Raw genomic sequence first — 12,311 nt, 5'->3', positions numbered from 1 at the left:
ACGGCGCCGACAATTGGCCAACCTGTCCCCCCGCCCTGTGGAAAACGCGCGGAGTCGTCCGCGCCGCTACCCTCGGTGCCCATGAGCGACAGGCACATCAGTCAGCACTTCGAGACACTCGCGATCCACGCGGGCAACACCGCCGATCCGCAGACGGGCGCGGTCGTACCGCCGATCTACCAGGTGTCGACGTACAAGCAGGACGGCGTCGGCGGGCTGCGCGGCGGATACGAGTACAGCCGCAGCGCCAACCCGACCCGTACGGCCCTGGAGGAGAACCTCGCCGCCCTGGAGGGCGGCCGTCGCGGCCTCGCGTTCGCGTCCGGACTGGCGGCCGAGGACTGCCTGTTGCGTACGCTGCTGCGCCCCGGCGATCACGTGGTGATCCCGAACGACGCGTACGGCGGTACCTTCCGGCTCTTCGCCAAGGTCGCCACCCGGTGGGGCGTGGAGTGGTCCGTGGCCGACTCGAGCGACCCCGCCGCCGTGCGGGCCGCGCTCACCCCGAAGACCAAGGCCGTGTGGGTGGAGACGCCCTCCAACCCGCTGCTCGGCATCACCGACATCGCCGCCGTCGCCCAGGTCGCCCGGGACGCCGGCGCCCGGCTCGTCGTCGACAACACCTTCGCCACGCCGTATCTCCAGCAGCCGCTGGCGCTCGGCGCGGACGTCGTCGTGCACTCCCTGACCAAGTACATGGGCGGCCACTCCGACGTCGTCGGCGGCGGGCTGATCGTGGGCGACCAGGAGCTGGGGGAGGAGCTGGCGTTCCACCAGAACGCGATGGGCGCGGTCGCCGGCCCCTTCGACTCCTGGCTGGTGCTGCGCGGCACCAAGACGCTCGCCGTGCGCATGGACCGGCACAGCGAGAACGCCACCAAGGTCGCCGAGATGCTCTCCCGGCACGCGCGCGTGACGAGCGTGCTGTACCCGGGGCTGCCGGAGCACCCCGGGCACGAGGTCGCCGCCAAGCAGATGAAGGCCTTCGGCGGCATGGTGTCCTTCCGCGTCGAGGGCGGTGAGGAGGCGGCCGTCGAGGTCTGCAACCGCGCGAAGGTGTTCACGCTCGGTGAGTCCCTGGGTGGCGTCGAGTCGCTGATCGAGCACCCCGGTCGGATGACGCACGCCTCGGCCGCCGGTTCGGCTCTGGAGGTGCCCGCCGACCTGGTGCGCCTGTCGGTCGGCATCGAGAACGTCGACGACCTGCTCGCGGACCTTCAGCAGGCCCTGGGCTAGTCGGCACATGCCGGCCCGGACCAGCCGGCATGCGCCGGGCCGTCCCGGCCAGCGCCCGCCCGCCGGGCCGTCCGGACCAGTCCGGGCCGCCCGGGCCGGGGCCAAGGGCTCACCAGCCTTCCCAGCCCGTCACGGGTGGGGTCGTCTCCGACGGCGGCTCCGCCCAGGGCTGGACGGTCAGCGCCCACACCGTGAACGCCACGGCCGCGGCGCACAGCACCAGCCACATCAGGCGGCGGGCGGCGGTCCTGCGCCGCAGCATGCGGCCGCCCCGGCGCACGGCGTCCGCGTACAGCTCGGGCGGCACCCGCGGCGGCGACTGCTCCATGATCCGTCGTACGGCGGCCTCTCGCTGGGGGCGGTTCACCGGCGCCTGCCCGTGCGCGACGCGCGCGTGGCGGGCGCGTCGCGGTCCGTCGCGGCGGCCGACCGGACGGTCGCGGTGCCGGTCGACGCGCCGGTCGTCGTAGCGGTCGCCGGGACCGTCATGGCGTCGCCCCCGCCTTCGTTTCCGCCGCCTTCGCTTTCGTCACCTTCGTGTCCGCCGTCGGCGGTCGGGACGGTTCGGCGGGCGGGCGGAGCAGGGTGGCTGTCGCCCGGTCGCAGAGCGTCCGTACGCGTTCCACGGGCACGCCCAGCAGGGCGGCGGCCTGCTCCTCGGCGACTCCCTCGTACATCCTGAGCACCAGGACCAGGCGTTCCTGCGGGGCGAGCCCGCCCAGGGGGCCGACGGCGCGCCGTCCGGCCCGGCCCAGGCCGCCGCCGTACCGGTGCCAGGCCTCGCGGGCGAAGCGGGTGGCCAGGTACTGGCGGGCCCGGTCGTAGGGGTCCTCCCCGTGCAGCCGGTCCCAGTACGCGTACGTGTGCGCGAGGGAGAGGGCCAGCAGTCGCCGCGCGCGCGGGTTGGCGCCCGGCGGCTCGGCCGTGAGCAGGGTGGCGGCATGCAGCAGCCGCCCTGCCGCGCCCGCGACGAACGCCTCGAACTCCCGGGCCCGGCGGGCACTCTGGGACGCTTGCCGTTCTCGCACCGCGCCTCCCGACCGGACGGCGACGACCCCTGAGGTCTCATATCAGGCCAGGGGCGGCCCGCCGGTCAAGAGTCCGGTGCGAACCGCCCCGGAAAGCCCGTGAAGGGTGGCTCAGGAGCCCGACGACGACTCCTGGCCGGGCGACACGCCCGGCGGGGCCATACGGGCGGACAGGGCGCCGTTGAAGCGCGTGAGGAGCGAGCAGAACGCCTCGCGCTCCTCCGGTGCCCAGTCCTGGGTCAGTTCGGCCATGAGCTGACGCCGGGAGGACCGGACCTCTTCCAGCCGCGACACGCCGCGCGGGGACAGCTGGAGCACCACGGCGCGGCCGTCCTCGGGGTGCGAGGTCCGCTTGACGAGTCCGGTGTCGACCAGCGGGGCCACCTGCCGGGTGACCGTCGAGGAATCGATGCCCATGCTCGCGGCGAGCGCCTTCACGCCCATCGGGCCCTCTTTGTCGAGGCGGTTGAGGAGCAGGTAGGCGGCGCGGTCCATGGAGTTGCGCACCTGCCCGACCCCGCCGAGCCGGGTCTGTTCGGCACGGCGGGCGAAGAGCGCCACCTCGTGCTGGAGCGTCTCGAGAAGACCGGTGTCACCGGCGGTCGTCATGTCCATCGACATTTCAGGCGTTGTGGGCATGGCCGGGGGCTCACTTCGTGGAAGGCTGCTGATTGGGGGACAGGGTACGCGGCCGGGCGGTGGGACGTACCGGCGCTGCGCGAAGCGGGTCTCGGAGGTTGGTCACAGCGGCCCCGAGCGCTCGTGGACTGCGATGCTGGAGACATGAGCTACAGCACGGCCGCCCTGGTCGGACCCGTCACCCTCGACGACGTGCGAGGAGCCCAGAAGATGCTCTCGGGCGTGGCGCGGGTGACGGCGATGGAGGGCAGCAGGCACCTGTCCCAGCTGGTCGGCGCGCCGGTGCACCTCAAATGCGAGAACCTCCAGCGGACGGGTTCGTTCAAACTCCGCGGCGCCTACGTCCGTATCGCCGGGCTGCTGCCCGAGCAGCGGGCCGCGGGCGTGGTCGCGGCGAGCGCGGGCAACCACGCGCAGGGCGTGGCCCTGGCGTCGTCGCTGCTCGGTGTGCGGTCGACGGTGTTCATGCCGAAGGGCGCGCCGCTGCCGAAGATCAGCGCGACCCGGGACTACGGCGCCGAGGTGCGGCTGCACGGTCAGGTGGTCGACGAGACGCTGGCCGCCGCGCAGGAGTACGCGGAACGGACGGGCGCGGTCTTCATCCACCCCTTCGACCACCCCGACGTCATCGCGGGCCAGGGCACGGTCGGGCTGGAGATCCTCGAGCAGTGCCCCGAGGTGCGGACCATCGTGGTCGGTATCGGCGGGGGAGGGCTGGTGGCCGGAACAGCGGTCGCGGTGAAGGCGCTGCGGCCGGACGTGCGGATCGTGGGCGTGCAGGCGGAGGGGGCGGCGGCGTATCCGCCGTCGCTGGCGGCGGGGCGTCCGGTGGCGGTCGAGAATCCCGTGACGATGGCCGACGGCATCAAGGTGGGACGGCCCGGTGACGTGCCGTTCGGGATCGTCGGCGAGCTGGTGGACGAGGTCCGCACGGTTTCCGAGGACGAGCTGTCCACGGCTCTGCTGCTGTGCCTGGAGCGGGCCAAGCTGGTCGTGGAGCCGGCCGGAGCGAGTCCGGTGGCGGCGCTGCTGAGCGAGCCGGACGCCTTCGAGGGGCCGGTGGTGGCCGTGCTGTCCGGCGGCAACGTGGACCCGGTGCTGATGCAGGGGGTGCTCCGGCACGGCATGGCCGCGCAGGGCCGCTACCTGGCGGTCCGGCTGCGCCTGACGGACCGGCCCGGCGCCCTCGCCACGCTTCTCGGGGTGTTGTCGGTGGTCGACGCCAACGTCCTGGATGTGAGCCACGTCCGGACCGATCCGCGGCTCGGGCTCACGGAGGCGGAGGTCGAGCTGCACCTGGAGACGAAGGGCCCGGAGCACTGCGCCGAGGTCGGCCGGGCGCTGCGGGAGGCCGGGTACCCCGTCATCGGCTGACCTGCCACCCGGCCGGCCAGTAGGGACGGGGTCACTCGTTCGAGGAAAGGCGTTGTGAGACGCGATACATCGCGTTATGGTGTGTGGTAATTCGCTCGCTGCGCGGAGCGAAACGTACAAACCTAGGCTTTGCGAAGAATCCCCGACGACGTGGAGACTCATATGCCAGGCGCCATCTATGCCGAAGGCCTGGTGAAGACCTTCGGCGACGTAAGGGCTCTGGACGGCGTCGACCTCGACGTTCCCGAGGGCACGGTCCTCGGCCTGCTCGGGCCGAACGGCGCGGGCAAGACGACCGCCGTCCGCTGCCTCACCACCCTGCTGCGCCCGGACAGCGGCCGGGCGGTCGTCGCGGGCATCGACGTGCTCAAGCAGCCCAACGACGTACGGCGGTCGATCGGCCTCTCCGGCCAGTTCGCCGCGGTCGACGAATACCTGACCGGCCGGGAGAACCTCCAGATGGTCGGCCAGCTCTACCAGATGCGGGCCAGGGCCGCGAAGGCCCGGGCCGGCGAGCTGCTCGAACAGTTCCACCTCGCGGACGCCGCCGACCGCCCGACGAAGACCTACTCGGGTGGCATGCGCCGCCGGCTCGACCTGGCGGCGGCCCTGGTCGTCTCCCCGCCCGTCATGTTCATGGACGAACCGACGACCGGCCTCGACCCACGCAACCGGCAGGAGCTGTGGGAGGTCATCAAGCAGCTGGTCGCCGGCGGTACGACCCTCCTGCTGACCACGCAGTATCTGGAGGAGGCCGACCACCTCGCGCACGACATCGCGGTCGTCGACCACGGCCGCGTCATCGCCCGCGGCACCTCCGACCAGCTCAAGGCGCGCACCGGCGGAGAGCGCGTCGAGGTCGTGGTCCACGAGCGGGAGCACATGGGGACGGCCGCCGAGGTGCTCGGCGGATTCGGCAAGGGCGCCACCACCGTCGAGGAGCACACCCGCAAGCTCACCGTCCCCGTCACCGGTGGCGCGAAGCTGCTCGCCGAGGTCATCCGCGAACTCGACAGCCGCGGCATCGAGATCGACGACATCGGCCTGCGCCGCCCCACCCTCGACGACGTCTTCCTCTCCCTCACCGGACACGTGGCCGAGGCCAAGGAGAACGGCCCGGCGGCCGACACCGGCCGCGAGGACAAGAGCGCCGGCCGCAAGGACGAGAAGGAGACCGCCAAGTGAGTGCCGCCACCGACACCGCGCGGGTCGCGGCGCCCGCAGGCGCCTTCGGCCAGTCCGTCCGGGACTCCCTGGTCATCGCCCGCAGGAACCTGATCCGGATGACCAGGATCCCCGAGATGGTCCTGTTCGGGATCATTCAGCCGGTGATGTTCGTGGTCCTCTTCACGTACGTCTTCGGTGGCTCGATGAAGATCGGGAACACCACCGACCCGGACGTCTACAAGGACTTCCTGATGGCCGGCATCTTCGCGCAGACCGTCACGTTCGCCACCGCCGGATCGGCGGCCGGCATCGCCGACGACATGCAGAAGGGGCTCGTCGACCGCTTCCGTTCCCTGCCGATGGCCCGTGGCGCGGTGCTGACCGGCCGCACCGTCGCCGACCTCGTGCAGACGTCCATCACGCTGCTCGTCCTCGCGATCGTGGCGCTGATCGTGGGCTGGCGCACCGGTTCGGCGGATCCGACCAACGCCGGGCAGATCCTGGCCGGCTTCGGCCTGCTGCTTCTCCTGGGATACGCCTTCACCTGGATCGGCGCGCTGATCGGCCTCTCCGTGCGAACGCCGGAGGCGGCGACCTCGGGCGGGATCATCTGGCTCTTCCCGGTGACGTTCGTGTCGAACGCCTTCGTGGACTCCAGCCAGATGACGCCGTGGCTTCGGCACATCGCCGAGTGGAACCCGTTCAGCGCCACCGTGCAGGCCTGCCGCGAGCTGTTCGGCAACCCGGGCGTCGTGCAGTCCGACGCCTGGCCCATGCAGCATCCGGTCTGGGCCTCGCTGATCTGGTCCGTCCTGATCATCGCGGTCTTCCGGACGCTGGCGGTCCGCAAGTACCGCTCGGCCGCCTCATGACGACGGCGCTTCATGACGGCGGCGCTTCATGACGACGGTGCTTCATGACGGCGCTGCCGCATGACGACGAGCCCCCGGCGTCCCGGGGTTCACCGGGACGCCGGGGGCTCGTCATCGACAGGCGGCCGGGTGTACCACCGGCCTGGGGGAGGGAGCCTGGTCAGCCGTTGTAGGGCTCGGCCTTGAGGATCTTCACGGACGCCGGCTTGCCGTTGGGCAGCTCGTACTGCGCGTCCTCGCCGACCTTGTGGCCCATGACGCCCGAGCCCAGCGGAGACTGCGGCGAGTAGGTCTCGATGTCCGAGCTCGCGTACTCGCGCGAGGCGAGCAGGAAGGTCAGCGTGTCGTCCTCGTCACCGTCGAAGGCGATCGTGACGACCATGCCGGGCGCCACCGCGCCGTCCGCGGCCGGAGCCTCACCGACCTTGGCGCTCTCGAGCAGCTGGGTCAGCTGGCGCACGCGGAGCTCCTGCTTGCCCTGCTCCTCCTTCGCCGCGTGGTACCCGCCGTTCTCACGGAGGTCGCCCTCCTCACGGGCCGCGGCGATCTTGGCAGAGATCTCGGTGCGCGCAGGACCAGTAAGGTATTCAAGCTCCTCCTTGAGCTTGTTGTACGCCTCCTGGGTCAGCCAGGTGACGTTCTCGCTGGTCTGGGTCACGGGTGCTCCTCGTTGGTACTGGGAATACAAATCAACGCCCTACCCAGAAGGATGTTCCTTCACGGAAGGGCGAAACCACGAGCCTAACAATTCAGTGGCCAAAGGGGGAGGACATAAGCCACCAGATTCATGTCACCGCAGGTCAGCGCGTACGGATTCGCACCGACGGGGCTGCGCGGGGTCAGCCCGCGTGGCAGCCGAGCAGCTCGGCCGTCGTACCCGCGGCCTTCGTCCTCAGGGTGACGACCTTGTCGATGCGCGTGGAGTCCCCGTCGAAGCGGAAGTCGGCCCGGCCGACCTCGTCGCCGTCCTCAGCCTGGGAGCGCACCGTGCAGTAGCCGACGGCGCCGGCATCCTTGCGGACCTCCAGGTGCACCTGCACCGAGTCCTCCGCGAGCTCGAACCCGATCAGCTCGCCGCTGATCTCGTTCTGGGCGACGTAGTGGTAGCCGAACCAGCCGATCACCGCGAGCAGCACGGCACCGAGCACGGCGCCGACGACCTTGAGCGTGCGGTCGGCCCGTTCGTCCGAGGAGCGGCCGTACCGGCTCTCGGGCGTCTGCGTGCTCGCCGTACTCATGGTCGTCCTCTCGGCAGGAGCCGGTCTTCCCGGGCTCCGGAATTATTCGGCTCCCGATTCGGTCACTATAGAAGCCCCCACCCACCACCCGACCGCCGCCCCTCGACGACGCCCCTGCGGGGCGGCACCTATTGGATCGCGCCGACGCACACGGGCGCCGACTGACCGAGGATTGAGTCTTGACTGACCAGCTGCGACTGATGGCCGTGCACGCCCACCCCGACGACGAGTCGAGCAAGGGCGCGGCCACCATGGCGAAGTACGTGTCCGAGGGGGTGGACGTGCTGGTCGTGACCTGCACGGGCGGGGAGCGTGGCTCCATCCTCAACCCCAAGCTCCAGGGCGACGCGTACATCGAGGAGAACATCCACGAGGTACGCAAGAAGGAGATGGACGAGGCCCGGGAGATCCTGGGCGTGGGACAGGAATGGCTCGGCTTCGTCGACTCCGGCCTGCCCGAGGGCGACCCGCTGCCGCCGCTGCCGGAGGGCTGCTTCGCCCTGGAGGACGTCGACAAGGCGGCCGGTGAGCTCGTGCGGAAGATCCGTTCCTTCCGTCCCCAGGTGATCACCACCTACGACGAGAACGGCGGCTACCCCCACCCCGACCACATCATGACCCACAAGATCACGATGGTGGCCTTCGAGGGCGCGGCCGACACCGAGAAGTACCCGGAGGCCGAGTACGGAGCGGCGTACCAGCCGATGAAGGTCTACTACAACCAGGGCTTCAACCGCCCCCGCACCGAGGCGCTGCACAACGCGCTGCTGGAGCGCGGCCTGGAGTCGCCCTACGGGGACTGGCTCAAGCGCTGGTCGGAGTTCGAACGCAAGGAGCGCACGCTCACCACGCACGTCCCCTGCGCCGACTTCTTCGAGATCCGCGACAAGGCGCTGATCGCGCACGCCACGCAGATCGACCCCGACGGCGGCTGGTTCCGGGTGCCGATGGACGTCCAGAGGGAGGTCTGGCCCACCGAGGAGTACGAGCTCGCGAAGTCCCTCGTCGATACTTCCCTCCCCGAGGACGACCTCTTCGCGGGCATCCGGGACAATGCCTGACATGAGTGCAAGCGCAAGCCTGGCAATGACGCACCTCGTCACTCTCGCCGAACTCGACGAGGACAAGGTCACCCCCGGTGTCCTCGGTTTCATCGTCTTCGCGGTGATGGCCCTGGCGGTGTGGGGTCTGATGCGGTCCATGAGCCGGCACATGGGCAAGGTCGATTTCAAGGAGACGCCGGAGGCGGAGGCCTCCGGCGTCCCGGCGGAGCCGCAGAAGGGGTGACGCGGTCACCCGGCGCCGGGATGCGACAGGGGTGGGTGCACGGCGTCGCCGCGCCCACCCGTGCCGCCCCGGCGCGAGGCACGGCCGCCCGCGGCCGGTGCGGCTACGCCGTCGTCACCGCCACCCCCATCACCTCCCGGGCCTGACGGCTCGGGACCATGCCCAGGTGCCACGCCTGCCAGCCGGACTCCAGTCGGACGCCACGCTCCAGGAGCAGCTGGTAGGCCTCCACGTAGTCGTCCAGCTTGGCGTCCCGTGCCGGGTGGCGGGCGCGGGACAGCTCGGTCAGCTCCTCCTGCGCCACCGCCGTGCCGACCTCCACGCCCCCGGGGGCGGCGTACGGCAGCAGGGTGCAGCGCAGGAAGCGGGCCCAGTCCTCCCCCCGCAGGTCGCCGTATGCCGCGAAGAGCGCCACCGCCTCGTCGCACAGCGCCAGCGCCTGCGGCGTACGGGCGTTGCCTGCGTCCACGAGCGCCAGCTCCAGGCAGGTCCACGCCTCCCCGTGACCGACGCCGATGCGCTGGAAGTCAGCCCGGGCGTCGACCAGGAGCTGCCGGGCGAAACCCGAGTTCCGCAGCGAGCCGGTCTGGGCGGCACGCTGGTCCCGGGTGACCCGTGCCGAGTGGTGCCGGGCGCAGGCCAGGCCGTACACGTCCCGCATCCGGGAGAACATCGTGCGGGAGCGTTCCAGCTCGCGGACCGACTGGTCCAGATCGCCCGTCTCCTCCAGCGCCTGGCCGACGTAGTAGACCGTCCACGCCTCGCCGCGCGCGTCCTCGTTCTCCCGGTGCCGGGCCGCCGCCCGCCGCAGCTCCTCCAGGGCCTCGGACGCGTCGCCGTCCATCAACCGCGCCCGCGCCAGCTGGGTCAGCGCCCAGGCCTCACCGCGGGCGTCCTGGGTGCGGCCGTACAGCTCCAGGGCCGCGCGCAGGTCCGCCTCCGCCCGCGGTACGTCGCCCATGCGCAGGTGCAGCTGGCCGAGCTGGAAGTGGGCCCACGCCTGACCGTGCACCGACTCGCCCGCGCGGTGCAGCACCAGTGACTCGGTGAGCAGCTCCAGGGCCTCCGCCAGCCGGGCCCGGTCCCGTTGCACCGCCGCCAGCGCGTGCAGCGTCCACGCCCGGTCGGTGTCCAGCTCGGGCGCGGCCTGGAGCTCCAGCGCCTCCCGCAGCTTCGCCGCCGCCTCGGTCAGATTGCCCTGGTGGTGCAGCGTGATGCCCAGCGAGCACAGGGCGCGGGCCGCCCCCGCGTCGTGGTGGGCCTCCCGGTACAGGTCGACCACGGAGGTGAGCGTCGTCCGCGCCTTGTCCAGCTCGCCGAGCTGCCGGGCCGCGATACCGGTACGCCACTGCACCGACCGCACCAGCAGCCCCTGGTCCACGGACTGCGCCAGCTCGCTGATCTCACCCAGCCGGTACAGGTCGCCGCGCAGCAGGCAGTAGTCGCACAGCGCGCCCAGCAGGTTCAGCACCGCGCCCTGGTCGACGCCCTCCGCGTGCCGGAGCGCCGCCGTGATGAAGCTCGACTCGTCGTCCAGCCAGCGCAGCGCCTCGTCCAGGGAGGTGAAGCCGTAACTCCCGAACCGGTCCGAGCGGGTCGACATGTTGCCGTCGACCAGGCGCAGCACCGAGTCGGCCAGCTCGGCGTAGTTCGCGATCAGCCGTTCCTGCGCCGCCGCCCGCTCGCCCGGCTCCTCCTCGTCGGCGAGCCGCGCCTCGGCGAAGGCCCGCACCACGTCGTGCAGCCGGTAGCGGCTGCCCCGGACATGGTCGAGCAGACCCGCCCGCGACAGCGCCGCCAACTGCCGGGTCGCCTCCGTCTCGTCCGTGGCCAGCACCGCGGCGGCGGCAGCGGCGCCCAGTGAGGTGCGCCCGGCCAGCGCCAGCCGGCGCAGCAGCCGCCGGGCCGGTTCCGACTGGTCGGTGTAGCGCAGCCACAGGGCCCGCTCGACCGGCTCCACCGGCCCGTACGCGCCCAGGTCGGTCGCCAGCGCGCGCGGCGAACGCGGCCCCAGCGACGACCCCGCCACCCGCAGCGCCAGCGGCAGCCCACCGCACAGCTGCCGGATCCGGTCGGTGGACTCGGCGTCGTACGGTCCCGACGCGTCCTCGGCGGCGGCGCCCAGCAGTTCCTCCGCGCCCGCCGCGTCCAGGGCCTCCACCGGGAGGTGGTGCACCCGTGCGGGCAGGTCGGCGGACAGCTCCAGCGCCTCCCGCGCGGTGACCAGCACCAGGCTGTCCGACCGCTCCGGCACCAGCGCGCGCACCTGCTCGGCGCTGGACGCGTCGTCCAGTACGACGATGACCGGCACGCCCGTCAGATGCTGGTGGTACAGCTCGCTGAGCCGCTTGACCTGCTGGGCCGCCGACGACCGCTCACGGAACAGCAGCTGCTCTCGGGGCGCCCCGAGCCGGTTCAGCAGATGCAGCAGGGCGTCCCGGGTGCCCAGCGGCGACTCCCCGCCGGACGCGGCACCGCGCGACCCCTCCCCGTGTGCCCCGGCACCGCTCGGCCCCGCCCCGTCACCGCGCAGGTCGACCACACACGCCCCGCGGAAGTAGTCCCGCAGCTCGTGCGTGGCCCGCACCGCGAGCGTCGTACGGCCGCTGCCGGGGGCCCCGTGCAGCACCACCACCGTCGGCTTCGTCTCCGTGCTCGCTCGGGCCGCCTGCACCCACTGCCGCAGCCGCGCCATCTCCTGCCGCCGGCCCGCGAAGGTGCCCTCCGGCTCCGGGAGCTGCGCGAACGACTGCTCCAGCGCGCTGCGCCCCCGGGCCGCGGCGCTCTTGTCGGCACCCCGCAGCCTCGGCCCGGCCGCCGCCTTCTTCGGCCCGGTGGACGCGGCGAGCATCCGCTGCTGGTCCAGGAACGGCCGGATGCCCCGCACCTCCAGCGCCGTCAGCCACTGCAACCGCAGCTGCTCGGGACCGCCGGGCTGGCTCACGGCACCGGCGCGGTGATGGGCGGCCGGCACATGCGAGCCGACCACCTTCACCACCGTCGCCGCGGCGCCGACGACCCCGACGGTCACTCCCGCGCCCACCGCCGTACCCGTACCGGTGCCGAGCGCCATGTCGGCCACCACCGCGGCGACCGCCGCCACGGCGGCCACCAGCAGGGGGGTGCCGGCGCCCTCCCGGGCGTACCGCTGCCGGAAGGTGAGCTGTCCGGCGGCCGCCTCGTCGAGGGCGTGGGTGTAGGCCGCGTACTCCTCGGCGGCCGCCTGGGCCATCGCGTCCAGCGACCCGCGCGCCCGGGACAGCAGCACGCTGCCGTCCGTGCGCCCGCCCGAGCGCCGTACCTCCTCCTCCACGGCCCGCCTCAGTAGCCCCTCGGCCTCCGACCGATGACTGTCCCGCATGTCGCGCCCCCTCCGGCGGCATCGGTGTCACCCGGGTGTTCCCAGACCCGCTGGGACTCTCCCGGCCCGTCCCCGGGTCCTTCCCCACTTGTGCGTCGGTCAAGTGTCC

The 12,311-nt window shown here is 72.2% G+C and carries 12 protein-coding genes; 6 read left to right on the top strand and 6 right to left on the bottom strand.

All coding sequences use genetic code 11. The annotated features are described in order from the left end of the window. Window positions 1–81 precede the first annotated feature (81 nt). Window positions 82–1,236 (top strand): cystathionine gamma-synthase, encoded by a 1,155-nt coding sequence (locus QC283_RS05085; RefSeq protein ID WP_279560125.1) that lies wholly within the window; start codon window positions 82–84, stop codon window positions 1,234–1,236. A 109-nt stretch (window positions 1,237–1,345) separates the two neighbouring features. Here QC283_RS05085 and QC283_RS05080 read toward each other — a convergent pair whose 3' ends face one another. From QC283_RS05080 to QC283_RS05070, 3 genes are all read right to left on the bottom strand, one after another. Next, the gene (locus QC283_RS05080) at window positions 1,346–1,603 is read right to left on the bottom strand and encodes a hypothetical protein (protein WP_279560124.1); all 258 of its coding nucleotides are present in this window, start codon (window positions 1,601–1,603) and stop codon (window positions 1,346–1,348) included. 118 nt (window positions 1,604–1,721) lie between these two features. Continuing rightward, the gene (locus QC283_RS05075) at window positions 1,722–2,264 is read right to left on the bottom strand and encodes a sigma factor-like helix-turn-helix DNA-binding protein (protein WP_279560123.1); all 543 of its coding nucleotides are present in this window, start codon (window positions 2,262–2,264) and stop codon (window positions 1,722–1,724) included. Between the two features lie 111 nt (window positions 2,265–2,375). Beyond that, window positions 2,376–2,885 carry a MarR family winged helix-turn-helix transcriptional regulator gene (locus tag QC283_RS05070; protein ID WP_279560392.1) on the bottom strand — a complete coding sequence of 170 codons (510 nt, stop codon included), beginning with the start codon at window positions 2,883–2,885 and terminating at the stop codon, window positions 2,376–2,378. 162 nt (window positions 2,886–3,047) lie between these two features. On the opposite strand from QC283_RS05070, the gene ilvA reads away from it, so the two are divergent. The 3 genes from ilvA to QC283_RS05055 all read left to right on the top strand — a co-directional run bounded on the left by ilvA (window position 3,048) and on the right by QC283_RS05055 (window position 6,316). Next, on the top strand, window positions 3,048–4,277 hold the full coding sequence (ilvA, locus tag QC283_RS05065; RefSeq protein WP_279560122.1) for a threonine ammonia-lyase: 1,230 nt from the start codon (window positions 3,048–3,050) through the stop codon (window positions 4,275–4,277). Between the two features lie 162 nt (window positions 4,278–4,439). Continuing rightward, on the top strand, window positions 4,440–5,462 hold the full coding sequence (locus QC283_RS05060; RefSeq protein WP_279560121.1) for an ATP-binding cassette domain-containing protein: 1,023 nt from the start codon (window positions 4,440–4,442) through the stop codon (window positions 5,460–5,462). Continuing rightward, complete coding sequence (locus tag QC283_RS05055) at window positions 5,459–6,316, top strand: ABC transporter permease (RefSeq protein ID WP_279560120.1); 858 nt, start codon at window positions 5,459–5,461, stop codon at window positions 6,314–6,316. Before QC283_RS05060 ends, QC283_RS05055 begins: the two co-directional genes overlap by 4 nt. 160 nt (window positions 6,317–6,476) lie before the next feature. Here QC283_RS05055 and greA read toward each other — a convergent pair whose 3' ends face one another. Together greA and QC283_RS05045 are read right to left on the bottom strand one after the other, a co-directional pair. Beyond that, window positions 6,477–6,974: a transcription elongation factor GreA gene (gene greA / locus QC283_RS05050; protein ID WP_055418146.1), complete on the bottom strand. Its 498-nt coding sequence runs from the start codon at window positions 6,972–6,974 to the stop codon at window positions 6,477–6,479. A 181-nt stretch (window positions 6,975–7,155) separates the two neighbouring features. Beyond that, on the bottom strand, window positions 7,156–7,554 hold the full coding sequence (locus QC283_RS05045; protein WP_279560119.1) for a DUF4307 domain-containing protein: 399 nt from the start codon (window positions 7,552–7,554) through the stop codon (window positions 7,156–7,158). 179 nt (window positions 7,555–7,733) lie between these two features. Here QC283_RS05045 and mca point away from each other — a divergent pair, with 179 nt between their 5' ends. Together mca and QC283_RS05035 are read left to right on the top strand one after the other, a co-directional pair. Beyond that, entirely contained in the window at window positions 7,734–8,615 is an 882-nt protein-coding gene (gene mca / locus QC283_RS05040) for a mycothiol conjugate amidase Mca (RefSeq protein ID WP_279560118.1), read from the top strand. Further along, window positions 8,608–8,841: a hypothetical protein gene (locus tag QC283_RS05035; RefSeq protein WP_279560117.1), complete on the top strand. Its 234-nt coding sequence runs from the start codon at window positions 8,608–8,610 to the stop codon at window positions 8,839–8,841. The genes mca and QC283_RS05035 overlap by 8 nt, the downstream gene beginning before the upstream one ends. Window positions 8,842–8,944: 103 nt before the next feature. Here the strand turns inward: QC283_RS05035 and QC283_RS05030 are convergent, their stop codons facing one another. Beyond that, entirely contained in the window at window positions 8,945–12,202 is a 3,258-nt protein-coding gene (locus tag QC283_RS05030; RefSeq protein ID WP_279560116.1) for a tetratricopeptide repeat protein, read from the bottom strand. Window positions 12,203–12,311 lie beyond the last annotated feature (109 nt).

Origin of the sequence: Streptomyces sp. DH41 (assembly GCF_029813785.1) — a bacterium.
In the GTDB taxonomy this organism is placed as follows: Bacteria; Actinomycetota; Actinomycetes; order Streptomycetales; family Streptomycetaceae; genus Streptomyces.
The sequence above is the reverse complement of the archived record's forward strand: the minus strand, read 5'-3'. Positions and strand labels throughout refer to the sequence as shown.